This is a genomic window from Roseateles sp. GW823-FHT07B05, assembly GCF_058794515.1.
The window spans coordinates 273320-300007 of record NZ_JBXAGX010000006.1 but is presented as its reverse complement, the minus strand read 5'-3'; the positions used below and the strand labels follow the sequence as shown (position 1 = coordinate 300007).

25 protein-coding genes are annotated in these 26688 nt (G+C 70.4%); 20 read left to right on the top strand and 5 right to left on the bottom strand.

Annotated features, from left to right (window positions below):
• The first annotated feature begins 1 nt into the window (after window position 1).
• The 17 genes from AC1Q7O_RS15675 (at window position 2) to AC1Q7O_RS15595 (ending at window position 15562) form a co-directional block, all read left to right on the top strand.
• Window positions 2–556 carry a COG4648 family protein gene (locus AC1Q7O_RS15675; protein WP_492658031.1) on the top strand — a complete coding sequence of 185 codons (555 nt, stop codon included), beginning with the start codon at window positions 2–4 and terminating at the stop codon, window positions 554–556.
• Window positions 553–2220 carry an ApeI family dehydratase gene (locus AC1Q7O_RS15670; protein WP_492658030.1) on the top strand — a complete coding sequence of 556 codons (1668 nt, stop codon included), beginning with the start codon at window positions 553–555 and terminating at the stop codon, window positions 2218–2220. Before AC1Q7O_RS15675 ends, AC1Q7O_RS15670 begins: the two co-directional genes overlap by 4 nt.
• A complete protein-coding gene (locus tag AC1Q7O_RS15665) occupies window positions 2217–2948 on the top strand; it encodes a glycosyltransferase family 2 protein (protein WP_492658029.1) in 732 nt (243 codons plus the stop codon). The genes AC1Q7O_RS15670 and AC1Q7O_RS15665 overlap by 4 nt, the downstream gene beginning before the upstream one ends.
• Window positions 2945–3877, top strand: coding sequence for a lysophospholipid acyltransferase family protein (locus tag AC1Q7O_RS15660; protein WP_492658028.1), 933 nt, complete (start codon window positions 2945–2947; stop codon window positions 3875–3877). Before AC1Q7O_RS15665 ends, AC1Q7O_RS15660 begins: the two co-directional genes overlap by 4 nt.
• A complete protein-coding gene (locus AC1Q7O_RS15655; protein ID WP_492658027.1) occupies window positions 3858–5384 on the top strand; it encodes an HAL/PAL/TAL family ammonia-lyase in 1527 nt (508 codons plus the stop codon). Before AC1Q7O_RS15660 ends, AC1Q7O_RS15655 begins: the two co-directional genes overlap by 20 nt.
• Complete coding sequence (locus AC1Q7O_RS15650; protein WP_492658026.1) at window positions 5377–5793, top strand: acyl-CoA thioesterase; 417 nt, start codon at window positions 5377–5379, stop codon at window positions 5791–5793. The genes AC1Q7O_RS15655 and AC1Q7O_RS15650 overlap by 8 nt, the downstream gene beginning before the upstream one ends.
• Window positions 5790–6380, top strand: a complete 591-nt coding sequence (locus tag AC1Q7O_RS15645) for a LolA family protein (RefSeq protein ID WP_492658025.1) — start codon at window positions 5790–5792, stop codon at window positions 6378–6380. Before AC1Q7O_RS15650 ends, AC1Q7O_RS15645 begins: the two co-directional genes overlap by 4 nt.
• Window positions 6377–8665, top strand: coding sequence for an MMPL family transporter (locus tag AC1Q7O_RS15640; RefSeq protein ID WP_492658024.1), 2289 nt, complete (start codon window positions 6377–6379; stop codon window positions 8663–8665). The genes AC1Q7O_RS15645 and AC1Q7O_RS15640 overlap by 4 nt, the downstream gene beginning before the upstream one ends.
• Window positions 8658–9734, top strand: a complete 1077-nt coding sequence (locus tag AC1Q7O_RS15635) for a class I SAM-dependent methyltransferase (RefSeq protein WP_492658023.1) — start codon at window positions 8658–8660, stop codon at window positions 9732–9734. Before AC1Q7O_RS15640 ends, AC1Q7O_RS15635 begins: the two co-directional genes overlap by 8 nt.
• Window positions 9731–10291, top strand: coding sequence for a DUF3261 domain-containing protein (locus tag AC1Q7O_RS15630; RefSeq protein ID WP_492658022.1), 561 nt, complete (start codon window positions 9731–9733; stop codon window positions 10289–10291). Before AC1Q7O_RS15635 ends, AC1Q7O_RS15630 begins: the two co-directional genes overlap by 4 nt.
• Window positions 10288–11457: a beta-ketoacyl-ACP synthase gene (locus AC1Q7O_RS15625; RefSeq protein ID WP_492658021.1), complete on the top strand. Its 1170-nt coding sequence runs from the start codon at window positions 10288–10290 to the stop codon at window positions 11455–11457. Before AC1Q7O_RS15630 ends, AC1Q7O_RS15625 begins: the two co-directional genes overlap by 4 nt.
• Window positions 11450–11908: a hotdog family protein gene (locus AC1Q7O_RS15620; protein WP_492658020.1), complete on the top strand. Its 459-nt coding sequence runs from the start codon at window positions 11450–11452 to the stop codon at window positions 11906–11908. Before AC1Q7O_RS15625 ends, AC1Q7O_RS15620 begins: the two co-directional genes overlap by 8 nt.
• 73 nt (window positions 11909–11981) lie before the next feature.
• The gene (locus AC1Q7O_RS15615) at window positions 11982–12707 is read left to right on the top strand and encodes a 3-ketoacyl-ACP reductase FabG2 (protein WP_492658019.1); all 726 of its coding nucleotides are present in this window, start codon (window positions 11982–11984) and stop codon (window positions 12705–12707) included.
• Window positions 12704–13939, top strand: coding sequence for a beta-ketoacyl-ACP synthase (locus tag AC1Q7O_RS15610; protein WP_492658018.1), 1236 nt, complete (start codon window positions 12704–12706; stop codon window positions 13937–13939). Before AC1Q7O_RS15615 ends, AC1Q7O_RS15610 begins: the two co-directional genes overlap by 4 nt.
• 28 nt (window positions 13940–13967) lie before the next feature.
• Window positions 13968–14408, top strand: a complete 441-nt coding sequence (locus AC1Q7O_RS15605; RefSeq protein ID WP_492658017.1) for an Sbal_3080 family lipoprotein — start codon at window positions 13968–13970, stop codon at window positions 14406–14408.
• A 35-nt stretch (window positions 14409–14443) separates the two neighbouring features.
• Window positions 14444–14881 (top strand): excinuclease ATPase subunit, encoded by a 438-nt coding sequence (locus AC1Q7O_RS15600; protein ID WP_492658016.1) that lies wholly within the window; start codon window positions 14444–14446, stop codon window positions 14879–14881.
• A gap of 66 nt (window positions 14882–14947) precedes the next feature.
• Complete coding sequence (locus tag AC1Q7O_RS15595) at window positions 14948–15562, top strand: 4'-phosphopantetheinyl transferase family protein (protein WP_492658015.1); 615 nt, start codon at window positions 14948–14950, stop codon at window positions 15560–15562.
• A gap of 13 nt (window positions 15563–15575) precedes the next feature.
• Here AC1Q7O_RS15595 and AC1Q7O_RS15590 read toward each other — a convergent pair whose 3' ends face one another.
• Both AC1Q7O_RS15590 and AC1Q7O_RS15585 read right to left on the bottom strand, forming a co-directional pair.
• Complete coding sequence (locus AC1Q7O_RS15590; protein WP_492658014.1) at window positions 15576–16277, bottom strand: class I SAM-dependent methyltransferase; 702 nt, start codon at window positions 16275–16277, stop codon at window positions 15576–15578.
• Between the two features lie 4 nt (window positions 16278–16281).
• A complete protein-coding gene (locus AC1Q7O_RS15585) occupies window positions 16282–17091 on the bottom strand; it encodes a hypothetical protein (RefSeq protein WP_492658013.1) in 810 nt (269 codons plus the stop codon).
• A gap of 72 nt (window positions 17092–17163) precedes the next feature.
• Between AC1Q7O_RS15585 and AC1Q7O_RS15580 the strand changes: the two genes are divergently transcribed.
• From AC1Q7O_RS15580 to AC1Q7O_RS15570, 3 genes are all read left to right on the top strand, one after another.
• On the top strand, window positions 17164–18003 hold the full coding sequence (locus AC1Q7O_RS15580; protein ID WP_492658012.1) for a D-hexose-6-phosphate mutarotase: 840 nt from the start codon (window positions 17164–17166) through the stop codon (window positions 18001–18003).
• A 39-nt stretch (window positions 18004–18042) separates the two neighbouring features.
• Window positions 18043–19122, top strand: coding sequence for a uroporphyrinogen decarboxylase (gene hemE / locus AC1Q7O_RS15575; protein ID WP_492658011.1), 1080 nt, complete (start codon window positions 18043–18045; stop codon window positions 19120–19122).
• Between the two features lie 318 nt (window positions 19123–19440).
• The gene (locus AC1Q7O_RS15570; RefSeq protein WP_492658010.1) at window positions 19441–21513 is read left to right on the top strand and encodes a primosomal protein N'; all 2073 of its coding nucleotides are present in this window, start codon (window positions 19441–19443) and stop codon (window positions 21511–21513) included.
• Window positions 21514–21520: 7 nt separating this feature from the next.
• On the opposite strand, the gene AC1Q7O_RS15565 is transcribed toward AC1Q7O_RS15570, so the two are convergent.
• The 3 genes from AC1Q7O_RS15565 to AC1Q7O_RS15555 all read right to left on the bottom strand — a co-directional run bounded on the left by AC1Q7O_RS15565 (window position 21521) and on the right by AC1Q7O_RS15555 (window position 26672).
• Window positions 21521–21874, bottom strand: a complete 354-nt coding sequence (locus tag AC1Q7O_RS15565; RefSeq protein WP_492658009.1) for a hypothetical protein — start codon at window positions 21872–21874, stop codon at window positions 21521–21523.
• Between the two features lie 111 nt (window positions 21875–21985).
• Window positions 21986–24043, bottom strand: a complete 2058-nt coding sequence (locus tag AC1Q7O_RS15560; protein ID WP_492658008.1) for a UvrD-helicase domain-containing protein — start codon at window positions 24041–24043, stop codon at window positions 21986–21988.
• Between the two features lie 25 nt (window positions 24044–24068).
• The gene (locus AC1Q7O_RS15555; protein ID WP_492658007.1) at window positions 24069–26672 is read right to left on the bottom strand and encodes a hypothetical protein; all 2604 of its coding nucleotides are present in this window, start codon (window positions 26670–26672) and stop codon (window positions 24069–24071) included.
• Window positions 26673–26688: the final 16 nt, after the last annotated feature.

The following is a 26688-nucleotide window of genomic DNA, read 5'->3' as shown; positions in this document are numbered from 1 at the left end:
GATGCGCTGGGCCCTCGTGCTGGCCCTGACGGCGGCCTATCCGCTGATCGTCTATTTCAGCCTCGGGCACATCGAGCCCCGCTATCTCGCGCTGCTGCTGCTGGTGCTCGCCGGCCTGCGTTGGTTGGCCGGCGGCACGCAGGCCGTGCAGGCGCGCTGGGTGGCGCTGGCCGCAGTGCTGCTGGCGGCCAGCACGGCGCTGCTCAACATGAGCCTGCCGCTCAAGCTCTACCCGGTGCTGGTGAATGTCGTGCTGCTGGTCGTGTTCGGCCTGAGCCTCGTGCGCGGCCCCAATGTGGCCGAGCGCCTCGCGCGCCTGCAGGAGCCCGACCTCGACCCACGCGTCGTCACCTACACCCGCCGCGTTACGCAGGTCTGGTGCGGCTTCTTCGTGCTGAACGGCAGCCTGGCGCTGGCCACGGCGCTGTGGGCGTCGGAGGCCGTCTGGGCGCTCTACAACGGGCTGATCGCCTACGGCCTCATCGGTGCGCTGATGGGCGGCGAATGGCTGGTGCGGCGCGTGCTGCGCGCACGCTACGCACGGGTGCCGGCATGACGCCCGCCCAGCGCCTGTCCGCATGGCTGACGCAGCCCCCGCCCGGCATCGTCGGCTGGCGCCGTGGCGAGCCGGTCACGGGCGCTGAGTTCGTCGCAGAAGCCGGCCGCTGGCAGGCCGCCTTCGCGGCGCAGCCCGGCCAGCGTTTCGCGCTCTACTTCCAGGACAGCCTGCGTTTCGCCGCGGCGCTGTTCGGCCTCTGGCAGGCGGGCAAGCAAGCCTGGCTGCCGGGCGACCTGACGCCCGCGAGCCGGCAGGCGCTGTGCTCGCGTGTCGACGGGTTCGCCGGCGATGCGCCGAATCCGCTGGGCCTGCCCGGCGTCGAGCCCGCTGCCATGCCGGCAGCGGCGGACCGGCCGCTGGACCCGCAAGCCCTACAGCTCGTCGTCTTCACGTCGGGCTCGACCGGCCAGCCCCAGGCCAGCCCGAAGCGGCTGTGCCAGCTCTTCGACGAGGTCACGGCACTGGAGCAGGCCTTCGGTGCCGCTGCGCCCGAAGCCGCGGTGCTGGCCAGCGTGTCGCACCAGCATGTCTACGGCCTGCTGTTCCGCGTGCTGTGGCCGCTGGCCACGGGCCGCGCGGTGCAGGCGCACAGCCTCGTCGTGCTGGAAGACCTGGCCGGGCTGACGCCGCCCGGTGCCCGCGTCATCCTGATCGCCAGCCCGGCGCACCTGAGCCGCCTGCCGTTGGCCGAGCAGCCCGGCGTGGACCAGCTCTTCAGCTCCGGCGCGCCGCTGCCGGACGCCGCTTTGCCCGACTGCCTGCAGGTCTTCGGTCGCGCGCCCATCGAGGTCTACGGCAGCAGCGAGACCGGCGGCGTGGCCTGGCGCCAGCGCAATCCCGGCGCGCCCGTCCACTGGCAGGCCCTGCCGGGTGTCGAATGGCGCCTCGAGGACGAAACGCTGTGGCTGCGCTCGCCGCATCTGGACGATGACGCGTGGACGCCGAGCGCCGACCGCGCCGTGGCGGTCGACGGCGGCTTTGCGCTGCGCGGCCGCGCCGACCGCATCGTCAAGATCGCCGAGAAGCGCGTCTCGCTGACGGCCGTGGAGACCGCGCTGCGCGCCTCGCCGCTGCTGACCGACCTGCGCCTGCTGCCGCTGACCGAACCGCGCGAGCAGCTCGGCGTCGTCGCCGTGCCCAGCGAGGCCGGTTGGCTGCTGCACGACGGGCAGGGCAAGCGGGCGCTCGCCGAGGCGCTGCGGGCCGTCCTGGCCGACGTCGTCGAGCGCGTCGCGCTGCCGCGGCGCTTTCGTTTCCTGCCCGAGCTGCCGTTCAATGCCCAGGGCAAGATCACCCAGGCCCGGCTGCTGGCCGAGTTCGACCCGCGCCGGCCGGCGTTGCGTGCCGTCGCTCCTACCGACGCGGGGCAAGACCTGACGCTGCTCATCGACCCGGCCCTGCCGCAGTTCGCCGGCCACTTCCCCGGCCACCCCATCCTGGCGGGTGTCGTGCAGCTCGAATGGGCGGAGATGTTCGGCCGCGAGCGCTTCGGCATCACGGGCGAGTTCGCCGGCATGGACGCGCTGAAGTTCCAGCGCGTCATCCGGCCGCAGCAGCGTGTCACGCTCAGCCTGACCTGGGCCGCGGGCCGGCTGGGTTTCAGCTACCGCTCCGACGAAGGCCAGCACGCCAGCGGCCGCCTGCTGTTCACCACGCCATGAAGCTGGGTGCCGTCATCCCCGTCTACAACCATGGCGGCCCGGTGGGCGGTGTCGTGGAGGCACTGCGTGCGCATGGCCTGCCGGTGCTGCTGGTGGACGACGCCAGCGAGCCCGGCTGCGCCGCGGTGCTGGACGAACTGGCCCGCCAGCCTGGCGTGACGCTGGAGCGCCTGCCCGTCAACCAGGGCAAGGGCGGCGCCGTCATGGCCGGCCTGCGGCGCGCGGCGCAACTGGGCTGGACGCACGCACTGCAGATCGACGCCGACGGCCAGCACGACACCTGCGACGTGCCCGCCTTCTTCGCGCAGGCGCAGCGCCATCCCGGCCACTTCATCTGCGGCTGCCCCGTCTACGACGCCAGCGTGCCCAAGGGTCGGCTCTACGGCCGCTATGCGACGCACATCTGGGTCTGGATCAACACGTTGTCCCTGGCCGTGCGCGACTCGATGTGCGGCTTCCGCATCTACCCGCTGGCGCCGACGGTCGCACTGCTCAACCGCACGCGCATCGGCCGCCGCATGGACTTCGACGTCGAGATCGCCGTGCGCCTCGTCTGGGCGGGCGTGCCGGTCATCAACCAGCCCACGCGCGTGCGCTACCCGCAAGACGGCGTCTCGCACTTCCGCCTGCTGCACGACAACCTGCTGATCTCGGCCATGCACACGCGCCTGTTCTTCGGCATGCTGCTGCGCGCGCCGCTGCTGCTGTGGCGAAAGGTGAGCGGATGAGTGCCAACCGCCACTGGGCCTCGATGGGCGAGAACACCTTCGTCGCCGGCATCTGGCTGCTTTTCTTCGTGCACCGGCTGCTCGGCCGCACCGTGTTCCGCCTGCTGCTGCGGCCCATCGTGCTCGTCTACTGGCTCGCGCAGCCGGGCCTGCGCGCGCACAGCCTGGGCTATCTGCGCCGCCTGCAACCCGACGCCGGCTGGCGCGAGGGCCTGGCCCATGTCCGGCTGTTCGCCGAGACCATGCTGGACAAGCTGCTCGCCATCGCCGGCCGCTACCCGCTGGACCGCGTGCGCACGCAGGGCGCGGACGCCGTGCACGCCCAGGCGCAGACGAGCCAGGGCGCCGTGCTCGTCACGGCCCATGTCGGCTGCCTGGAGTTGTGCCAGGCGCTGGCCGAGACGCATCCTGAGCTGAAGGTCAACGTGCTGGTGCACACCAAGCATGCAGAGAGCTTCAACCGCATCCTGGCGCGCTTGAACCCGCAGCGCGGCGTGGCGCTCATCGAGGTCAGCGAGCTGGACATGGGCCTCACGCTCAAGCTCGCCGAGCGCGTGGCGGCCGGCGAGTTCATCGCCATCGCGGGCGACCGCGTGCCGGTGCGTGGCAGCAAGACGGTGCGCATCCCCTTCCTTGGCGGCGAGGCCGATTTCCCCGTCGGCCCCTACCTCATCGCCGGCCTGCTCGGCTGCCCGCTCTACCTGATGCTCAGCCTGCATGAGGGCGATGGCTACTCGCTTGAATTCGAGCTGCTGGCCGACCGCGTGCACCTGCCGCGCAAGGCGCGCGACGCGGCGCTGACCGAGCACGCCCGCCGCTTTGCCGATGCACTCGCCGCGCGGCTGCGCCGCTCGCCCTATGACTGGTTCAACTTCTACGCCTTCTGGGATCGCCCCGGGGTCGACACGCATGCTTCCCATCACGTTTGACGGCCGGCGCCTCGGCATCGAGGACATCGTCGCGTTGGCCCGCCGCAGCGCCGCGGCCGAGCTGGGCCGCGCGCCCGAGTTCCAGGCGCGCATCCAGGCCGGTGCCGATTTCGTCGCCCGCCTGCTGGCCGAGGACGGCGTCATCTACGGCGTGACGACGGGCTATGGCGACTCCTGCACCGTGGCCGTGCCGCCGGCGCTGGTGGCCGAACTGCCGCATCACCTCTACACCTACCACGGCATCGGCGCCGGTGCGCTGCTGACGCCGGAGCAGACCCGCGCCGTGCTCGGCGCCCGTCTGGCTTCGTTGTGCCAGGGCCTGTCGGGCGTCAGCCTGGACCTGCTGCGTCAGATCGAAACGCTGCTCGTGCACGACATCCTGCCGCTGATCCCCAGCGAAGGCTCGGTCGGCGCCAGTGGCGACCTGACGCCGCTGTCCTACCTCGCCGCCGTGCTGTGCGGCGAGCGCGAGGTGCGCGTCAACGGCGAGACGATGCCCGCCGCCGAGGCGCTGAGAGCCGCCGGCGCCACGCCGCTGCGCCTGCGCCCCAAGGAGGGCCTGGCCATCATGAACGGCACGGCCGTCATGACCGGCCTGGCCTGCCTGGCCTTCGCGCGGGCCGACTACCTGGCGAAGCTCGCCACCCGCATCACGGCGATGAACGTTGTCGCCAGCGCCGGCAACGCCCACCACTTCGACGCGACGCTGTTCGCCGCCAAGCCGCATGCCGGCCAGCAGCGCGTGGCCGAGCGCCTGCGCGGCGACCTGACGAGCGAGCAGCCCTCGCGCAACGACCAGCGCCTGCAGGACCGTTACTCGCTGCGCTGCGCGCCCCATGTCATCGGCGTGCTGGAAGACACGCTGCCGTGGCTGCGCACTCTCATCGAGAACGAACTCAACAGCGCCAACGACAACCCGCTGATCGACCCGGTCGAGGAGCGCGTGCTGCACGGCGGTCACTTCTACGGCGGCCACATCGCGATGGCGATGGACACGCTGAAGACGGCCGTCGCCAACATCGCCGACTTGCTGGACCGCCAGCTCGCGCTGCTGGTGGACGCGCGCTACAACCACGGCCTGCCGGCCAACCTGAGCGGCGCCAGCGGCGAGCGCGCGCCGATCAACCACGGCCTGAAGGCGCTGCAGATCAGCGTGTCCGCCTGGACGGCCGAGGCGCTCAAGGGAACGATGCCGGCCTCCGTTTTCAGCCGCAGCACCGAATGCCACAACCAGGACAAGGTCAGCATGGGCACCATCGCCGCGCGCGATGCACTGCGCGTGCTGGACCTGACCGAGCAGGTCGTCGCCGCCACGTTGATCGCTGCGCGCCAGGGTGTCGAGTTGCGCGAGCGCCAGGCGCCGCTGGTGCTGACGCCCGAGTTGGCCGCCATGCAAGGCGACCTTGCCGAGCGGCTGCCGCTGATCGTCGAAGACCGCGCGCTGGACAAGGAGCTGGTCGCGCTGATCGACGCCATCCGCCAGCAATCGTGGGCCTTGTATGCCTGAGCTCTGGCACGAGATCGAACTGACCCCGGCGTTCCACGACCTGGACCCGATGGACATCGTCTGGCACGGGCATTACGTGAAGTACCTGGAGCTGGCGCGCAACGCGCTGATGGCCCGCTTCGACTACGACTACCCGCAGATGCGCGAGTCCGGCTACGCCTGGCCCATCGTCGACATGCGCCTGAAGTACACGGACATGCTGCCCTATGGCCGCCGCGTCATCGTGCGCGCCGAGATCGTCGAGTGGGAGAACCGCATCAAGGTCGACTACGTCATCCGCGACGCGGTGACCGACAAGGTCATCCACAAGGCCCACACCATCCAGGTCGCGTTCAACATCGCGACGCGCGAGATGGAATGGGTCTGCCCGCCCGTGCTGTGGCAAAAGCTCGGCAAGAACCCCTCATGAAGCGCCGCACGCTGCTGTTGAGCCTGGCGCCCGTCACCGCGTGGGCCGCCCCTGATCTCGCACAGTCGGTGCGCGAGCGCCTGCAGCAGCCCGAATGGCTGCGCGGTGACTTCACACAGACCAAGAAGGTGCCCGGTTTCGCCAAGCCGCTGGTGTCCACCGGCAACTTCGTCGCCGCCCGCGGGCTCGGCGTGCTGTGGCGCACGGTCAAGCCGTTCGCGAGCGAGCTGCGCCTGACGCAGCACGAGATCCGCGCCACGCAGGGCGGGCAGACGGCGATGCGGCTGGACGCGTCCAAGGAACCCGCCGTGCGTGTCATCAACACGCTGATGTTCGCGCTGCTCAATGGCGATGTCAGCGGCCTGGCGGGCCTGTTCGAGCTGAGCGGCAGCGTCAAGGGCGCAGGCTGGCAGCTCGTGCTGGCCCCGAAGCCCGGCGCGTTGCAGCAGGTGCTGAAGAAGGTCGAGCTGGAAGGCGACGGCTTCGTGCGCCGCATCCAGCTCTTCGAGGCCAACGGTGACGAGAGCCTGATCCAGCTCACCAACCCGCGCACCGACGGCGGCGCCGAACCCGGCCTGTTCCAGTGAGCCTGGAGCGCACCACCCGACGCCTCGCGGCCGTGTGGCTCGTGCTGGTGCTCGCCTGCGTGGCGCACAACGCCTGGCACTGGGTGCTGCAGAAGCGCGCACCGGTGACCGACATGCTGGCCATGCTGCCGCGCGACGAGCAGCGCCCGCTGGCCGCCCAGGCCACGCAGGCGCTGGCCGATGCCGGCTCGCGCCGCGTGACGGTGCTGATCGGCGGCGGCGAGGCGGCGCAGGCACAGCGCGCGGCCGATGCCTTTCTGCAGGCGCTGGGCGACATCCCCGCGCGCCACCGCGTGGCGGACGCCGACAGCCAGGCCTGGCTGTCGCTCTACACGCCGGTGCGCGCCGGCCTGCTGTCGCCGCAGTCCCGCGAGCGCCTGGCCCAGGCACCGGCCGAGGCCCTGGCAGACCAGGCGCTGGCCGCCCTCTACCAACCCGTCGGCGGGCCGCGCGTGGGCGCGTGGGCGGACGACCCGCTCAACCTCTTCGGCCAGTGGCTGGCCGAGCGCGGCCAGAGCAGCCGCGTGCGCGTGCAGGACGGCCGGCTGATGCTGACCGACCCCGAGGCCCCCGAGCGCCAGTACGCGCTGGTGCTGATCGAGCTGCCCGGCTCCGGCTTCGAGATCAGTGCGCAGCGCGCGCTGCAGCCGCGACTGGACGCGGCAGCCCAGGCTGCCGAAGGGCAGGGCGCCCGGGTCATCCGCGCCGGCGTGCCGCTGTTCGCTGCGGTCGCGGCCGCGCAGGCCGAGCGCGAGATCCACACCATCGGCGCCGGCTCGCTGATCGGCATCGTGGCCCTCACGCTGCTGGCCTTCCGGTCGCTGCGCCCGCGCCTGCTGGTGGCTTTGTCGATGGCCGTCGGCCTGCTCGTCGCGGCGTCGGTGTGCCTGCTGGTGTTCGGTGAGCTGCACCTCGTCACGCTCGTGTTCGGTGCCAGCCTGCTGGGTGTGGCCGAGAACTACGGCAGCAACTACTTCAGCGCGCGCCAGGGCCTGCAGCCGCAGGAGCGCTGGGCCATGCTGGCGCGCCAGATCCCCGTCGTCAGCCTGGCGATGGCGACGACGGTGATCGGCTACGCGCTGCTGGCGCTGCCGCCGTTCCCGGGCCTGCGGCAGATCGCCGTGTTCTCGGCGGTCGGCCTGGTGGCGGCCTTCGTCACCGTGCTGTGGTGGTTCCCGCTGCTGGACGGCGCCGGCCGCATGGCGCCCACGCGCTTTGCCGACTGGCTCGGCTCGCGGCGCGCGCTGTGGCCCGCCCTGAAGGCGCGCGGCCTGGTCGTCCTGCTCGTGGTGTCGGCGCTGGTGATGGCGGCCGGCGCGAGTCGCCTGCGCTTCGACGACGACATCCGCCAGCTGCAGTCCGCGCCGCCCGCCCTCGTCGCGCAGCAGCGCGAGTTCGCACGCCTGATGCAGGCCCCTGGCCTCGCACAGTTCTTCGTGGTGCAGGGGCGCAGCGAGCAGGAGCTGCTGGCGCGCGAGGAAGCCCTGACGGCGCAACTGCGCGGCCTGCAGATCGGCGCCCAGGCCGTCAGCGACTGGCTGCCCTCGCAGCGCCGCCAGCGCGAGGACGCAGAGCTGGCCGCGCGCCGTGCTGCCGACATGCGACCGCTGCTGGCCGAGAAGCTGGGCCAGCCCGTTGTGGCCGCCACCGCGGTCGCGGCGGAACTCACGCCCGAGGCCTGGCTGGCCAGCCCCGCCAGCGAGCCGGTCCGCGCGCAGTGGCTGGGCCGCCTGGGCGACGGCGTGGGCAGCGTCGTGCTGCTGCGCGGCGCCGAGTCCGCCGACACGCGGGCCGCGCTGGCGGCGCTGCGCCTGGACGGTGTCACCTGGGTCGACAAGGTCGGTGAAGTCAGCACGCTGCTGGGCCGCTACCGTGAGTTGATGTCGGCCGTGCTGTTGTTGGGCTTCGTGCTGACCTGGGCCGCGCTGGCCTGGCGCTTTGGCCGTGCGTCCTGGCGCGCGCTGGCGCCCACCGTGCTCGCCAGCGCGCTCACGGTGGCGCTGCTTGCACTGGGTGGACAAGTCTTGCAGCTCTTTCACATCCTGCCCCTGCTCATCCTGCTCGGCCTGGGCGTGGACTACGGCATATTCCTGCTCGAACAGCCGGGCCGTTCGGAAACCCGGCCCTTCCTGTCCGTGACGCTGGCTGCTGCGTCGACCCTGTTGTCCTTCGGCTTGCTGGCGCTGTCCGGCACGCCGGCTTTGCATGCCTTCGGATTGACGATGCTGATCGGCGTCTTCCTGGCCTGGCTGCTCACCCCCTTCTTCATTCCGTCCCATGCTTGAGACCAAGAAGTTTTCCCCGCCGAAGCAACGCGCCTTCGACGCCCGCTTCGAGGCTCAGAAGATCGCGTTCGGCCCGGTGGTCTTCCACTGCGTGCGCTACGCATGGAAGCGCGGCATGCTGCAGGCGCTGGGTGAGGCGGGAGATCGCGGCATCACGCTCGACGAGCTGGAGGCCACCGGCCGCTGGAGCCGCTATTCGCTGAAGTTGGTGCTGGAGTCCTGCCTGTCGGCCGGCGTCGTGCTGATCGACAACGGCCGCTGGCAGCTCGACAAGACGGGCTTCTGCCTGATCTCCGACGACATCACGCGCGTCAACTTCGACTTCATCCACGACGTCTGTTACCAGGGCCTGTTCGAGCTGGAGCGGTCGCTGGACGCCGGCAAGCCGCTGGGCCTGACGCACCTGGGCGACTGGGACAGCATCTACCCCGCGCTGGCCGACCTGCCCGAGCCGGCCAAGTCGAGCTGGTTCGCCTTCGACCACCACTACTCGGACACGTCCTTCCCCGACATCCTGCCCGACGTGTTCGCCACCGCGCCCAAGCGCGTCATGGACATCGGCGCCAACACCGGCAAGTTCAGCCGCGCCGCGCTGGCATATGACACCCGCGTCGAACTGAACCTCGTGGACCTGCCGCCGCAGTTGGCCATGGCCGACGCCAACCTCACCGCCGATGGCCTGCGCACGCGTGCCCAGCTGCACCCCCGCAACCTGCTCGATTCGGCCGCCGTGCTGCCCGTGGGGATGGATCTGGTGTGGATGAGCCAGTTCCTGAGCTGCTTCGGCGAACCTCAGATCGCCAGCATCTTCGAGCGCGTCGTCGCCTGCCTGGCCGATGGCGGCCAGGTGCTGGTGATGGACACCTTCTGGGACCGCCAGCGCTACGACATCGCGGCGTACTGCCTCATCAACACGTCGCCGTACTTCACGGCCATGGCCAGCGGCAACAGCAAGGTCTACGAGAGCGCCGACTACATCCGGCTTGCTGAGGCGGCCGGCTTGCGGTTGCTGACGGTGCGCGACGGCATCGGCTACTGCCACAGCCTGTTGAGGTTCGCCCGCGCATGAAGCTTCTTCGCCGACACCTGCTGTTGCTGATCGGCACCGTGCTCGCCGGCTGTGCCAGTGCGCCGCGCGTGCGCAGCGTGCTGCCGATGCTGCGCCTGCCGCCGGCCGCGCTGGGCGCCGCGCGCTTCGCGTTGAACCAGCGCCTGTCCGTCACGCGGTTGGAGCAGCCCGACGCGCCGCCGCAGCGCGTCGACGTGCAACTGCAACTGGACGCGTCGGCCCTGCTGCTGGCCGGCTTCGCCTACGGCCAGCGCGTGCTGCTGATGCGCTGGGACGGCCGCGACCTGACGGTGCAGCGCCACGCGATGCTGCCCGCCGAGGTGGACACCGACCGCATGCTGCGCGACCTCTGCCTGACCTTCTGGCCGGCCGACGCCGTGCGCGCAGCGCTGCCCGAGGGCTGGGCCTGGGTGCCCACCGCCGCGGGCCAGGCGCTGCAGCAGCATGGGCAGGTTCGGCTGGTCGTCCAGCGGCCCGGCGCGAACCTCGTCGAGATCGTCAACACGGCCGAGGGCTATCGTCTGGTCATCGAGTCGCAACCGCAGGAGGGCGCGTGATCTACCTGCAGCCTCCTGGCGTCATCTGCGTGGCCGGCCCTGACCTGGCATCGCTGCGCGACGCGGTGTTCGCGGGCGAGCCCGGCGGCGTGGCCCTGAACGACACGGTCTGGCCGGGCCATGCGCTGCATCTCGGTGCCGTGCAGGCGGCGCTGCCGCCGGTGGACGGCCTGCCGCTGCCGCAGCGCAGCCGCAACAATGCGCTGCTGCTGGCCGCGCTCGCGCAGGTCCGCGAACAGGTGGACGCGGCCATCGCCCGCCATGGCGCCGACCGCGTCGGTGTCGTGCTCGGCACCAGCACCTCGGGCATCGGCGAGAGCGAGGCCGCCGTCGCCGCTCACGCCCGCGACGGTCGGCTGCCGGCGGGCTTCCATGTCGAGCAGCAGGAGCTGGGCTCGCCCGCGCTGATGCTGGCGCAGCGGCTGGGCCTGGCCGGGCCGCGCTATGTCGTCTCGACGGCCTGCTCGTCGGGTGCCAAGGCGCTGGCCAGCGGGGCCCGGCTGCTGCGCGCCGGGCTGTGCGATGCGGTGCTGGTGGGCGGCGTGGATGCGCTGTGCGGCATGACGGTCGCGGGCTTCGCGGCGCTGGAGTCGGTCGATGCCGCGCGCTGCCGGCCGATGAGCGCCACGCGCGCCGGCATCAACATCGGCGAAGGCGCGGCGCTGTTCGTGCTGAGCCGCGAGCCGTCGGCGGTGCGCCTGTCGGGCTGGGGCGAAAGCTCGGACGCGCATCACATCTCCGCGCCCGAACCCACCGGCCGCGGCGCGCTGGCGGCGATGCGTGCGGCGCTGGACCGTGCCGGCCTCGTGCCCGCAGACATCGGCTACCTCAACCTGCACGGCACCGCCACGCCGCAGAACGATGCGATGGAGAGCCGCGCCGTGGCCGAGCTGTTCGGCCTGGGCCTGCCGTGTTCGTCCACCAAGCCGCTGACGGGCCATGCCCTCGGCGCGGCCGGTGCCATCGAGGCCGCCATCGCCTGGCTGACGGTGGCCGGAGACGGGCGCCTGCCGGTGCATCACTTCGATGGCCAGCGCGACGCCGAGCTGCCGCCCCTCGCGCTCGTCGCGCCGGGCCACCTGCTGTCGCAGGCGCCGCAGCATGTGATGAGCAACTCGTTCGCCTTCGGCGGCAACAACGCGTCGCTGGTGCTCAGCCATGGTTGAGCCATTGCCGCCGATCACCGAGCTTGTGCCGCACCAAGGCGCGATGTGCCTGCTCGACCGCGTCATCACCGCCGATGGCGAGCGCCTGAGCGCCGAGGTGGTGGTGCCGGCCGACGGGCTGTTCAGCCATGACGACGGCGTGGGCGCCTGGGTGGGCATCGAGTACATGGCCCAGGCCGTGGCCGCCTGGGCGGGCTGGCAGGCGCGGCAGCTCGGCGAGGCGCCGCGCATCGGCCTGCTGCTGGGCGCGCGCCGCTACCGCTGCAGCGTGCCGCGCTTCGCCGCGGGCCAGTGCCTGCAGGTCGACATCGAGCGTGGCTACCAGGCCGACAACGGGCTGGGGCAGTTCGACTGCCGCATCCATGCGGATGGCGTCGAGCTGGCCAGCGCCACCTTGACGGTGTTCGGGCCCCAGGACCCGAGCGCCTTTTTGAACGGAGAAAATCTATGAGCGCAGCGCAGGACCGCTCCAAGCAAGCTCGCTCCCGCTTGGCGGGACAGGCCGCAGGCCGAAGGGTGCACCAATGACTACGGTGCTGGTCACCGGGTCGAGCCGCGGCATCGGTCGCGCCATCGCATTGCGGTTGGCGCGCGATGGCTACGACCTCGTCCTGCATTGCCGCAAGGAGCGCGCGCAGGCCGACGCTGCTGCTGCGGAGATCGCTGCGTTGGGCCGCAGCGCCCGCGTGCTGCAGTTCGATGTGGCAGACCGCGACGCCGCAGCTGCTGCGCTGCTGGCCGACGTCGAGGCCAACGGCTGCTATTACGGCGTCGTCTGCAACGCCGGCATTGCGCGCGACGGCGCCTTCCCGGCGTTGACGGGCGAGGACTGGGACGCCGTCATCCACACCAACCTCGACGCCTTCTACAACGTGCTGCAGCCGCTGACGATGCCGCTGGTGCGCCGCAAGGCGGCGGGGCGCATCGTCACGCTGGCGTCGGTGTCCGGGATCATGGGCAACCGCGGGCAGGTGAACTACAGCGCGGCCAAGGCCGGCATCATCGGCGCTACCAAGGCGCTGGCGGTGGAGCTGGCCAGCCGCAAGATCACTGTCAACTGCGTGGCGCCGGGCCTGATCGAAACCGACATGATCGACGTCGGCCTGGTGGAAGAAGCGCTGAAAATCATTCCCGCCAAGCGCGTGGGCCGGCCCGAAGAGGTGGCGGCGCTGGTGAGTTTCCTGATGGGGCCGGATGCGGCCTACATCACGCGACAGGTGATCTCGGTGAATGGAGGGATGGTGGGATGAGCAGGAAGAGAGTCGTCATCACCGGCATCGGCGCGCTGTCGCCGCTGGGGCACGACGTCGAGACGGTGATGGACAGCCTGCGTGCCGAGACCAACAAGGTCCAGCGCATGCAGGACTGGGCGGCCTACGAAGGCCTCAACACCCAGGTCGGCGTGCCCTGCGCGCCGTTCGAGCTGCCGGCCGATCGCTACAACCGCAAGAGCATGCGCAGCATGGGTCGCGTGGCGCAGATGGCCACGCGCTCGGCCGAGCTTGCGCTGGAGCAGGCCGGCCTCATCGGCGACCCGCTGGTCACCAGTGGCAAGCTTGGCGTGAGTTTCGGCAGCTCCAGCGGCACGCCCAGCGCCATCGGCGACTTCGGCCGGATGATGAGCGCCAAGAGCATCGAGGGCATCAACGCCAACACCTACGTGAAGATGATGTCGCACACCGCGACGGTCAACATCGCGGTGTTCTTCGGCATCACCGGCCGCATCATCACGACGAGCAGTGCCTGCACGTCGGGCAGCCAGGGCCTGGGCTATGCCTACGAGGCCGTGCAGAGCGGCAGGCAGGTCGCCATGCTGGCCGGCGGTGCCGAGGAGCTGGACCCGACGCAGGCCGCCGTGTTCGACACACTGTTCGCGACCAGCACGAAGTACAACGACCTGCCGCGCACGACGCCGCGCCCTTTCGACAAGGACCGCGACGGCCTGGTGTTGGGTGAGGGGGCCTGCACCTTCGTGCTGGAGGAGTACGAGCATGCTCGGGCGCGGGGCGCGCCGATGCTGGGAGAGATCATCGGGTACGGCACCAACTGTGACGGTACGCATGTCACGCAGCCGCAGAGCACCACGATGGCGCAGGCCATGCGGCTCGCGTTGGAAGATGCAGGTCTGCCCGCCGGCGCCATTCCGTATGTCAATGCGCATGGCACCTCCACCGACCAGGGCGACGTCGCCGAGAGCCAGGCGACGCAAGCGGTGCTGGGCAGTGGCGTGGCCATCTCCTCGCTCAAGAGCTACATGGGCCACACGCTTGGCGCCTGCGGTGCGCTGGAGGCCTGGATGACGCTGGAGATGATGAGGGCCGGTTGGTTCGCGCCGACGCTGAACCTGCAGCAGGTGGATCCGCGCTGTGGCGAGCTGAACTATGTGCTGGGCGGGGGGCGGCGTCTGGAGACCGAGTTCGCGATGACCAACAACTTCGCTTTTGGCGGGATCAACACCTCGCTGATCCTGCGTCGGCTGTGAACCGTTCCGTATTCAAAAAGGGGGATGAATGAAAAAAACTATCCATGGCAAGCGGGCAGCGATGGTGCTGTTGTGCCTTCTCGGCCTGTCTGGCTGCGCGATCAAACAGGACGTTCGCCGTGCAGGCGCGCTTGCCGAGCGAGAAATCTGCGTGACTCAGAACGCGGCGGTTCGCAAGGGCTTCGAGGATTCCTTGAACAAGAGCCTGCGCAGCCAGGGTTACTCAGTCAAGTCAGTCCCGGCGGATTCCGCGGTCACTGTCTGCCCGGTGACTGTGACCTACACGGCAAATTGGCGGTGGGATCTCGCGATGTACATGGCCTACGCCGAGATCCGTGTGTTCAACGCCGGTCGCGAAGAGGGGCGTGCAATTTACGATTCGACGCGCGGCGGCGGCAACATGGGCAAGTTCATCGACGCAGAAAAGAAGATAGATGAACTGGTGCGCGAGCTCGTCCCTCGCCTGTAGTCTTTCACTCAACACTCTGCTCAAGGATCTTGCTCATGAGATATCCGCGTATCGCTTTTGCCTTGTCCGCGGCTGTGCTTGCAGTGCCCGCCTTCGCGCGCGACACCACGCTGCACATCCCCTTCGCCGATGTGCTGGCCATGCCCGAGGCCAAGGAAAAGCTGGACCCGAACTTCAAGTTCTTCCTGGCCGGCCAGGCCACGCCCAAGGTCGTCAAGCGGCTGTCGACGGATGTGAGCAACCCCAAGACCAACGGTGTCGGCAAGACCGACGAGTTCGGCTGCAAGTGGGCCGCGCTGAGCGCGCTGATCAATCTGCAGAACAGCGCCAAGCGTGAAGGCGCGAACGCTGTCATCGACATCGTCAGCTACTACAAGAAGGTCGAGTACAAGAGCTCGACCGACTTCGAATGCCACGCCGGCGCCATCATCATCGGCGTGGCGCTGCGCGGCACCTACGCGCAGGTGGAGTAAGCCGGTCGCCCGGTTGTCGTGAGCCTGCTCTGCCTGCTCGCGGCGGAACCCGGGTTGCGGGCGGGCATGGCCCCGCCACCGGATTGGCTCACGCCCACCGAAGCCGCTCGTCTGCAGTCGCTGGGCACGGCGGCGCGGCGTGACGCCTTCCTGGCCGGCCGATGGCTGGCGCGCCGAGCGGTGCAGCGCTGGCTCGGCGAGCAGGCGTTGCCTGCGCTGGCCGTGGCCCACAGCGGCGCTTGCCATGTCGTGGCGCACTCCGGCGTGTTCGTGTCGATCAGCCACAGCGCCGGCAGCGTGGCCTGTGCGGTGGCCGGCGTGCCGGTGGGCGTCGATGTGGAGAGCCTGTCGCGCCCGCGCGATCACCTGGCGCTGGCCGGCACGGTGCACAGCGAGGCACAGCGCGAGTCGCTGGCCCGCCTGCCGCCCGACGCGCGCGCGGTGCCCTTCCTGCAACTCTGGACGCTGAAGGAGGCCTGGCTCAAGGCGCGCGGGCAGGGCCTCGATTTCGCGCGCATGCGGGCGCTGTCGTTCGAAGACGATGCGCACGGCGACGTGGCCGTCGCCACCGTGGGCGATCTGGTGCTGGCCGTCGCCGCCGACCCCGGCCTGCCGCCGCGCCTGGAGGCCGAGCCGTATGTCACCTGGCGGGGCTGCCAGTCGCGCTTGACGGCGCCTTAGACTGCCCTGTCGCTCAACCGGGCTTGCGCGCGACGGCGTTCAGCAGCGTCTCTTCGCGGTTCTTCGGCAGGCCCAGGCCCAGCCACTCGCGTGCGCCCAGGTCGGAGCGGCTCCACCACAGGTAGGGCGTGCTGATGCGGTCCGCGTCGACCTGGAAGCCGGCGTCGCGCACCAGCGCCAGGAACTCCTCCGCGCTGCGCTGCACGTGCATCGGGTGGCGGAACAGCAGCCGGATGACCCAGCTGTGGATGTAGGCCCGCGTGCTCTCGGCCAGCAGCAGCAGGCCGCCGGGTTTGAGCACTCGGAACACTTCGGCCAGCGCGGCCGGCTGATCGACGATGTGGTGCAGCGTCTGATGGCACAGCACGATATCCACCGACGCGTCAGACAACGGGATGCGCTCGGCGTGCGCGGCGTGCAGCGTCACGGGTACCGGGCAGGCCTTCACCATGTCGGCGCAGCGAGCCTCGAAGTCGGGCTCTGGGTCCAGCGCGTGGATCTGCGCAGGTGCGAAGCGCGCTGCCATCTCGGGTAAGGAATGGCCCTGCCCGGTTCCGATGTCCAGCATGACGCCGCCGCGCGGTGCGTCCGGCGCGAGGCGCTGCAGATCGGTCAGCGCACGGCCCAGCACATGCACCCGCCATGTCGGCGTTGAGAGGAACCACAGGCCGAATCGGGTTTCCGGTACGAAGGCTAGTTTTTGGTGCGCCGACATGGACTCAGTCCACACCGAAGTCGTAGAAGCTGTTGGCTGCCTGGGCGAAGAAGCCCGACACGCGCACTTCGGCGGTGTAGAAAATCAGTGCGTACTCGCCCGCTCCCAATGGCTTCTCGGGCTTGACCTTGTAGAGAACAAAGCCTTCCTTGGCTCGTGACTGGTCGGCCAGTTGCTCTGACGTGATCGCGACGACACGGTCCTTGTTGATACCGGTGGAGTAGCTCATGTAGCCGCCGCCGGTGGAGACCTCACGCGTGCCGTTGTTGCGGATAGCGAAGTTGGCGATGGTCACGTAGCCGGACACCTGCGCATTCTTGGGCACGCTGACGATGAACTCGAAGCCCTCGGTTGGCAGTCGGCGCGCGGCCTTGGTGCCATTCAGCGTGGCGTAGGTGGCCACACCGCCGAAGCCCAGCGCGCGGGCGGCCGTGCGCATCTGGGCGACGATGTATTGCATCGTCGTTTCCTGGCCGTTGGTCACGACGATGGCTTCCTCGGGATTGAAGGCAGCGACCGCCGGCGCGGCAGCCATTGCGGCGCGACCTGCAGGGGCAGCGGCCGTTGGCGCCGCTGTCAGTGACTTGGGGGAGATGACCGCGTTGAGCACGGCTGGCGAGGCGCCCTTGTTCTTCAGCACGATCAGGGCCTTTGCCGACGTGTCGAACTTGGTGGAACTGCTCGCGATGGACTGCAGGATGACGCTCTCCGGCATCTGCGCTTCCAGCAACTGGATGATGTCGGCATTGGTGATGGAGGCGGCCGATGCGGCTGCACTGACGCCCACCAAGCTTGCGGCAAGCAAGGTCTTCATTTCACAACTCCCTATGTGGTTCTTGATCGGAGGCCGAAAGGCGGGGCGATTCTAGGAACCTAAACTGTGGCCATGTCCCTCGCCCTCTCCGATCACGTCCAACTCATGGCGCCCGACGGCGCCTCCGCCCGGCTGAGCCTGCACGGCGGCCATCTGCTGTCTTGGCAGCCAGCGGGCGCTCCTGAGCAGCTTTACCTGTCCCCGCGCAGTGAGTTCGTTGCCGGCCGCGCCATCCGTGGCGGCGTGCCGGTGTGCTTCCCGCAGTTCGCCGAGCGCGGGCCGCTGCCCAAGCATGGCTTCGCGCGCACACTGCCGTGGGAGCTGGTCAGCCAGGAGCGGGGCAGGGACGACGCGCTGGCCGTGCTGCGCCTGCGCGACAGCGACGCCACGCGCGCCCTCTGGCCCCACGCCTTCGAGCTGGAGCTGAGCGTGCGCGTGGGCGGCCGCAGCCTGGACATCGAGCTGGCCTGCGACAACGTGGGCGACGCGCCGCTGCAGTTCACCGCGGCCCTGCACACCTATCTGCGCGTGGCGGACCTGGATGCGGTCAGCGTCGAAGGCCTGTCGGGCCTGCGCTACTTCGACAGCATCAAGCAGGCCGATGCGCTGCAGCGCATGGACCTGCTGCTGACCGGCGAGAAGGGCGTGATGGACCTGGACCGCATCTATTTCGGCGTCAAGGAGCGGCCGCTCGTGGTGACCGAGGAGCGGCGCCAGGTGGTGTTCACGCACCAGGGCTTCGATGACGCCGTGCTGTGGAACCCCGGCCCCGAGCGCTGCGCGAAGCTGGCCGACATGCCGCCCGACGGCTGGAGCGAGATGCTCTGCCTGGAAGCCGCCAATATCGGTCGCCCGATCGAGCTGCCGGCGGGTGAAAGCTGGGTGGGACGACAAAGCCTAGCCTTGCTGTGAATCAGGCGGCGGTCCGGGAGCGACGCTGATAATCGGGCCATGTTCGCCCCGCTCCAAAACGACAGCTTCCTGCGCGCCTGCCTGCGCCAGCCCACCGAGCACACGCCGATCTGGCTGATGCGCCAGGCAGGCCGCTACCTGCCCGAGTACCGCGCCACGCGCGAGAAGGCCGGCAGCTTCATGGGGCTGGCGACGAACACGGACTTCGCCACCGAGGTCACGCTGCAGCCGCTGGAGCGCTTCCCGCTCGACGCGGCCATCCTGTTCAGCGACATCCTGACCGTGCCCGACGCGATGGGCCTGGGCTTGTCGTTCCAGCAGGGCGAGGGGCCGAAGTTCGCGAAGGTCGTGCGCGACGAAGCCGCCGTCGCGGCGCTGGACGTGCCCGACCTGGACAAGCTGCGCTACGTGTTCGACGCGGTCACGTCCATCCGCCGCGCGCTGAACGGCCGCGTGCCGCTGATCGGCTTCTCCGGCAGCCCGTGGACGCTGGCCTGCTACATGGTGGAAGGCGGCGGCTCCGACGACTACCGGCTCGTCAAGAGCCTGATGTACGCGCGCCCCGACCTGATGCACCGGATCCTGGACGTCAACGCGCGCGCCGTGGCCGCCTACCTGAACGCGCAGATCGAAGCCGGTGCCCAGGCCGTCATGGTGTTCGACTCCTGGGGGGGCGTGCTCGCGGACGGCGCGTTCCAGCAGTTCAGCCTGGCCTACTCGCGCCAGGTGCTGGCCGCCGTGAAGACCGAGCACGAGGGCGTTCGCATCCCGCGCATCCTGTTCACCAAGGGCGGTGGCCTGTGGCTGGACGAGATCGCCGATGCCGGCGCCGACGTCGTGGGCCTGGACTGGACGATGAACCTGGGCGCTGCCCGCGCCCGCGTGGGCGACCGCGTCGCGCTGCAGGGCAACCTCGACCCCAACGTGCTGTTCGCCCCGCCCGACGCCGTGCGCGCCCAGGCCCGTGCCGTGCTGGACAGCTTCGGCCGGCCCGCGGCCGGCAGCGGCCACATCTTCAACCTGGGCCACGGCATCAGCCAGTTCACGCCGCCGGAGAGCGTCACGGCCCTGGTGGACGAGGTCCACAGCCACTCGCGCCGCCTGCGCACGGCGGGCTGAACGGGCGTCACTTCTGCACTTGTGCCGCGAGTTATCCCCAAAAAATAGGGGGCGACGCGGCGCGTTGAAGATTGGTGCGGCGCAAATAAGCGTTTTCCCGGTGCGCCGCTAAGTGGTTGATTTGCAAGGAATGCCGCAAAACGGTGCCCGGCGCCACCCGAGGGCGTGCTGCCCGTCGACAGGGCGGGGTCGGGCGGCCCGCCCCGAATTGCTCACAAACTTATCCACAGATTTTGTGGGCAACCCGAGAAGCCTTGTGAATCATGAACTTGGCCGCGCTTCCTGAACCGCTGCATCACCAAACGCATGGAACCGCCCATGAGTGAGACGGCCCCGCGCCGCGTCGTGCGGGTGGCGGTCGATGCGCCGCAGCACAGCGGCCTCAACGCACCGCTTGACTATGCGAGTGAGCAGGCGCTCGCCTCCGGCTCGCTGGTGCGCGTGCCGCTGGGCAAGCGCGAGCTGCTGGGCGTCGTCTGGCCCGGCGAGGCGCAGGGCGAGCCCGACATGGCGCTGCGCCCCGTGGCGGCCGTGTTTGACGCGCTGCCGCCGCTGGGCGCGGACTGGTGCCGGCTGCTGGACTTCGCCGCCGGTTACTACCAGCGCAGCGTCGGCGAGCTGGCGAGCGCCGTGCTGCCGCCGCAGTTGCGCGAGCTGTCGCCCGAGCAACTGGCTGCGCGGCTGCGCAAGCTGGAGAAGAAGAAGGCGGCCGCCGCTGCGCCGGCGCCGGTCAAGCCCGAGCTGGCGCCCGAGCAGGCCGACGCCGTCGCCCGCATCGCGGCCCAGCTGGCCAGCGAGGCGCCGCGGCCGCAGCTGCTGTTCGGCGTCACCGGCAGCGGCAAGACCGAGGTCTACCTGCGCGCCGCCGAGGCCGCGCTGGCGGCTGGCCGCCAGGTGCTGGTGCTGGTGCCCGAGATCAACCTGACGCCACAACTGGAAGCGCGCTTCACCGAGCGCTTCGCGGCGGCCTTCCCCGAGCCGCTGGCCATCGTGTCGCTGCACAGCGCGCTGACACCGGCGCAGCGGCTGCAGAACTGGCTGGCTGCCCACCTCGGCCGCGCGCGCCTGGTGCTGGGCACGCGGCTGGCGGTGTTCGCGTCACTGCCCGACCTGGGGCTCATCGTCGTCGACGAGGAGCACGACCCGTCCTACAAGCAGCAGGACGGCGCCCGCTACTCGGCGCGCGACCTCGCCGTGTGGCGCGCGCACGACCGCAAGATCCCGGTCGTGCTGGGCTCGGCGACGCCGTCGCTGGAAAGCTGGCAGCACGCCGAGTCGGGCCGCTACGACCGGCTGACGCTGGCTGCCCGCATCGGCGGCGGCGCGCTGCCGCGCGTGAAGCTGTTCGACATGAAGTCGCTGCCAGCCACGGCCGGCGTGACGACCGCGCTGACCGCGCCGCTGCTGGCCGAGTTGAAGTCACGGCTGGAACGCGGCGAGCAGAGCCTCGTGTTCCTGAACCGCCGTGGCTACGCGCCCGTGCTGCACTGCGGCGAATGCCAGTGGAAGAGCGACTGCCCGCACTGCAGCGCCTGGCGCGTGTTCCACAAGCGCGACCGCACACTGCGCTGCCACCACTGCGGCTTCACCGAGCGCGTGCCCAGCGCCTGCCCCAACTGCGGCAACCATGACATCGCGCCCATCGGCCGCGGCACGGAGCGGCTGGAGGAGCAGCTCGCCGAGGCGCTGCCCGGTGCGCGTGTGCTGCGCATCGACGCCGACTCCACGCGCCGCAAGGGCGAGCTGGAGGCGCAGCTGCAGGCCGTGCACGACGGCGAGGTCGACATCCTCGTCGGCACGCAGATGATCACCAAGGGCCACGACTTCCGGCGCATCCGCTTCGTCGCGGCCGTGAACCCCGACGGCGCGCTGTTCAGCAGCGACTTCCGCGCGCCCGAGCGGCTGTTCGCGCTGCTGATGCAGGCCGGCGGCCGCGCCGGGCGCGATGCCGCAGGCGAATCGCCCAGCGAGATGTGGGTCCAGACCTGGCATCGCGAGCATGCGCTGTACCAGGCACTGGCGCGGCACGACTACGTGCGCTTCGCCAGGACCCAGCTCGACGAGCGCCGCTCGGCCAGCCTGCCGCCGTTCGCGCACCTGGCGTTGCTGCGCGCCGAGGCCCGCACGGCGGAGGCCGCCAAGGCCTTCCTGGACGCCGCGGCGGGGCTGCTGCAGGACGACGGCGTGCTGATCTACCCGCCCGTGCCGCACGCGGTGGCGCGCGTGGCGGACGTGGAGCGCATGCAGATGCTGGTGGAGGCCGGCCAGCGCGGGCGGCTGCAGGCCTTTCTGCGCGCCTGGGTGCCGGCGTTGATCGCGCTGAAACGCGAACGGCCCGAATTCCGGGCCGTGCTGAGGTGGGCGGTCGACGTGGACCCGCTGGCGATCTGATCCTCGCTCAGCGGCGCGGCAGCGTGCTGGCCAGCGCGCTGGCGCGGCGTTGCTGTTCGTGGCGGCGCAGCAGCCGGCCCAGCGGGCGCGACAGCGCGAAGCCCAGCACGCACAGTGCGACGAGCAGGTGGCCGGGTTCGATCTGGCTGGTCAGCGTGCCGAAGTCACCGGCATCGGCCGGGGCGGGGCGGGCGCCGGCCCAGGGGCTGCCGTCGTGCAGCGCGGTCAGGCCGGTGGACGACAGCCGGCCTGCGTCGGCGATGACGACGGTGTCGTTCCTGGGCTGGGCGTCGCGGGCGGCGCCGGCAAAGGCCGTGGCGCTCAGGGCGGCGAAGGCAGTTGCAAGGACCAAGGCTTTCATGATGCGGGGCTCACCGGTAAGGGAAAGGGCTGAAGCGCATTGTTCTCAGCCTAGCGTGGCGAGGGTGTGAAGACTTCACGCGCTTGAGGGGGCCCCCCGCGAATGAGCGATTCAGCCTGTCGTCGGATCGATACGCGCGGCCGCTTTGGCGGCCAATTCGTCCCGCATCCGTTTTAGTTTCTCGCGCGGGTCCTCGCGTGCACCACCCTCGTGCAGCTTCATTTCCGCCAGGAAGCGGCTGGGAACACCCACGACGGTGTCGCGGCCTTTCTTGCGCCGGCGCAGCGTGGAGACGGCCAGCGTCGTGCGCGCTCGCGTGATGCCCACGTACATGAGGCGCCGTTCTTCCTGCAGCGCCTCGGCCGTCAACTCGGCCTCCTCGCGCTTGAACGGCAGCAGCCCCTCGTTGACGCCGGCCAGCACCACGTGCGGCCACTCCAGCCCCTTGGACGCGTGCAGCGTGGTCAGCGTCACCTGGTCCTGCTCCTCGCCGCGCTCGGCCAGCGACAGGATGACGGAGATGGTCTGCGCCACGTCCAGCACGCTCTGCTTGGGTTCGGTGAAGCTGACGCCGCCTTCCTCGCTCTGCTGGCCGCCGCAGCGCTTGGCCACCCAGTCGACGAAATCCAGCACGTTGCCCCAGCGCGCCTGGGCGACCTTCTCGTTCTCTTCGCTGTCGATGAGGTGGGCCTCGTAGGCGATCTCCTTGAGCCACTCCATCAGCATCGTGTGCGCGGCGGTGTGGCCTTCGGTGTGCTTGGCCTTGTATTGCAGCTCGTTCACGTAGCGGCCGAACTCGTGCAGGCTGTCCAGGCCGCGCTTGGTGACGGCGCTGGCCAGGCTCTCGGAGAACAGCGCCTCGAACATGCTGCACTTCCACTGCGCCGAGAACGTGCCCAGGGCGCCCAGCGTCGTGTGGCCGATGCCGCGCTTGGGCGTGGTGACGGCGCGCAGGAAGGCGGGGTCGTCGTCCTGGTTCACCAGCAGGCGCAGCCAGGCGCACAGGTCCTTGATCTCGGCCTTGTCGAAGAAGCTTTGGCCGCCCGACACCTTGTAGGGGATCTCGGCACGGCGCAGCGCCTGCTCGAACACGCGGGCCTGGTGGTTGGCGCGGTACAGGATGGCGAAGTCCTTGAAGTTGGGCCCCTTGCCGTCGGCGCGCAGCTGCTGGATGCGCGCGACGGCGCGCTCGGCCTCGTGTTCCTCGCCGTCGGCCTCCAGCAGCGCGATGGGCTCGCCGTCGCCGTACTCGCTCCACAGCTTCTTCTCGAACAGCTTGGGGTTGCCGGCGATGACGTTGTTGGCGGCGCGCAGGATGCTGCCGGTGGAGCGATAGTTCTGCTCCAGCGGAATGACCTTCAGCGCCGGGTAGTCCTGCGGCAGCTTCTTCAGGTTCTCGATGGTCGCGCCGCGCCAGCCGTAGATGGACTGGTCGTCGTCGCCCACGGCGGTGAACATGCCGCGCTCGCCCACCAGCGCCTTCAGCAGCTCGTACTGCACCGCGTTGGTGTCCTGGTACTCGTCCACCAGCACGTAGCGCAGCTTGTTCTGCCACTTCTCGCGCGCCTCGGCGTCGGTGGTCAGCAGCTTCAGCGGCAGCGTGATGAGGTCGTCGAAGTCCACCGCCTGGTAGGCGGCCAGGCGCTCCTGGTAGTGCACCATGACGGCGGCGGCAGCGCGCTCGTCGTCGTCCGCGGCGATCTGCGCGGCCTGCGCCGGGCCGATGCCGTTGTTCTTCCACAGCGAGATCGTCCACTGCCAGCGCTGGGCCTGCTTCGCGTCGGTCGTGCCGCCGGCGTCCTTCAGCACGTTCAGCACGTCGTCGCTGTCCAGGATGGAGAACTGCTCCTTCAGCCCCAGCCGGGTGCCTTCCTCGCGCAGCAGGCGCACACCCAGGCTGTGGAAGGTGGAGATCGCCAGATCCTTTGCGGCCTTCTTGCCCACCAGCTGCTGGGCGCGCTCGCGCATTTCCTGCGCGGCCTTGTTCGTGAACGTGATGGCGGCGATCTGGTTGGCGCGGTAGCCCGAGTGCAGCAGCTGCCAGATCTTGGTCGTGATGACCTTGGTCTTGCCCGAGCCCGCCCCGGCGATGACGAGGCAGGGCCCCGTCAGGTGGTGAACGGCGGCGAGCTGGGCCGGGTTGAGGCCGGCGGAGGGGGCAGAGGACATGGCAAGGACGGAAAGCGGGGCGGCATCATGCCAGCCGCGCGACGCCCTCGCCGGGCAATGCTCGCAAGCCCAGGCCCAGCAGTAGCAGCGTGAAGAAGATCAGCCCCACGCGCGGCACGTCCAGCAGGCTGTCGAACGCGCCGACCGCCGCAAAGCCGATCAGCGCGGCGACGATGGCCGGCGCCAGCGGGTGGTCGCGCCCGCGGCCGAAGCTCAGGCGCACCAGCGCCAGCACGAACGCCGAGCCCATCAGCGCCAGGCCCAGCAGGCCTTGCTCGAACAGCACGTGCAGCGCCGCGTTCTTCATGTGCCAGGGCAGGTGGTAGCGGTCGCTGGAGAAGAACCAGTGCGCCATCTCGCGGTTGAAATCGCCGTTGACGAGCAGCTGGCGGCCCTGGGAGTCCTGCATGGCGATGCGCGCCACGTCCAGCCGGCCGCCGCGTGTGTCCAGTGCCATCGAGAAGGTCACAAAGCGAGGGGCCCACCAGTCACCGCCCATGACGGGCACTGCGCCGAGCTGGATCTGGTGGGTCTGCCACGCCGGCGGTGTGCCGGCCGCCGCGCCGTCGGCCACCGCCGGCATGAAGCGCGGCTCGGTGCCGTAGCAGTTGTCCGGGTAGATGAGGTTCTTCTCGCAGACCTGCAGCACGAGGTGCGTCTCGCCGACGGTGCGCGCCACCAGCGTGACCGTGACGGGGCCGGGTGCCGGCGTCGCAATGCGCTGGCTGAGGCGGAACTGCTCACCCCGGCCCAGCATGTGATGCCCGCCGGTCAGCGCCAGGAACGCCTCGGTCTCGTCGGTGCGCAGCCGGTAGTCGCCGATCTGGGCTTCGGGGGGGCCTTCGTACAGGTTGCTGCTGACGAAGCGGCCCGCGCCCTTGCCCAGCAGCCACTGCTCCGGGCCGTGCAGCAGGCGCAGCCCCTCGCGCCAGTGGCTCAGGCGCGTCTGGCCGTCTTCCTTCCACGTGGCCACGCGGTCACGCAGGTAGGCGCCGCCGCCCAGCGCGGCCACGATGGACATCACCAGCAGCAGCCCGGCCACCAGCAGTGCGCGCTTGCGCCAGCCGGCCGCGCCCGTGCTCGCGGCGCCCTGCAGCGGCCACAGCCGCGGCTGCAGCAGCATCGCGGCCCACAGGCCCCCCAGCGCCAGGCCGGCGGCCAGCGCTGTCCAGCGGCCGTCGGTGCCACCCCAGTAGTCCGCCACGATGACCATCGTGGACAGCAGCCAGAACCAGCTGGTCGTCACCAGCAGCACGTACAGCGGCCGCGTCTGGCCGGGCACGTCCTTCCAGCGCAGCGCCGCGCAGCACAGCAGCGCGACGACGTTGAGCACATAGGCCGCCTTGGGCACGGCCATGGACAGCGCCCAGCTGAGCGCCCCCAGCAACAGCGCCAGCACGGCGCCCATCAGCACGGCCATCAGCCGCTGGCCGAAGCCGGGCCGCCACAGGCTGGCGGGCATGGTCAACAGGATGACCATGACGAAGAACAGCGCCAGCAGCCCGCGGTAGCCGCCGCCGCCGAACACCAGCGCCGCCGCGAGCGCGAAAGCGCCGGCCATGGCCAGCGCGCCGAGCTTGGCCAGGCGGGGCAGCGGTTCGTCCACGGCGCCCAGCGTGCTGTCGATGTGGCTGCTCTCCGGCCCGGTGCCGGCGGCGCGGCGGCGCTGCGCGTCGGCCAGCAGCACCATCGGGATGAGCGCCAGCGGCAGCGCCAGGTAGACGCCGCGCGAGAACGTCGTCAGGCAGGCATAGGCGGCCAGCAGCGAGATGAGCAGCCCCAGCCCGAACTGCCACGGCGAGCGCGTGCGCAGCAGCGCCAGCAGCGCGAACGGCAGCGTCAGCACGAGGAAGCCGTCCAGCGCCGCGCCGCCCACGTGCATCTCCCAGAACAGGCCGGTGGTGCGGTAGTCGGTGGAGAAGTCCAGCAGGCCCGTGTAGGCCAGCCGCTCCCACAGCGCCGCGGCGCTGCCGGCGGCCAGCGCCAGCACCAGCCCCAGCAGCAGCCCGCGCGAGAAGCCGCGCGGCCGCGCCGCGGCGGCGGCCGTCCACAGCGGCAGCAGCGCCAGCACGAGGAAGATGGCCTTGGCGTTGCGCACCGAGTTCATCGCCTCGTGGTAACCGTGGAACCAGCCGAAGCGGAAGCCACCGGCGTCCGCGAAGCCGCGCAGCATGCTCAGCAGCGCCATCGCGGCCATCCCCAGGATGAGCATGACGACGGCCGGCGAGTACACCAGCGCATGCCGCCAGGCCGGCGCCCGGTCGCGCGCGTTCAGCTGCAGCGCATAGGCCAGGTAGCCGCCGCAGCCGCAGGCCGTGACGAGCAGGTCCATCTCCTCGAAGCTGATCCAGCCGCTCCACGGCGCCAGGCCGATCAGCGGCAGCGGCGCGAACAGCAGCACCGGCGTCTTGACCCAGAACAGCGCCGCCAGCAGCATGGCGGCGCCCCAGGCGGCCAGCGCCAGCGGGCCGGACAACGGGTGGTGCCACGCCAGCTCGGCGCCGATGCCGCCCAGGCCCAGGGACGCGGCCAGGGCCAGCCATTGCAGCAGCGTGGCGGGCAGGTGAAGCTTGAGCTCGCCGAATCCGAGCAGGCCCGGGGCAACGGGCTGGGCGCCGACGGCTGCCATCAGGCCGGCCTCGCCG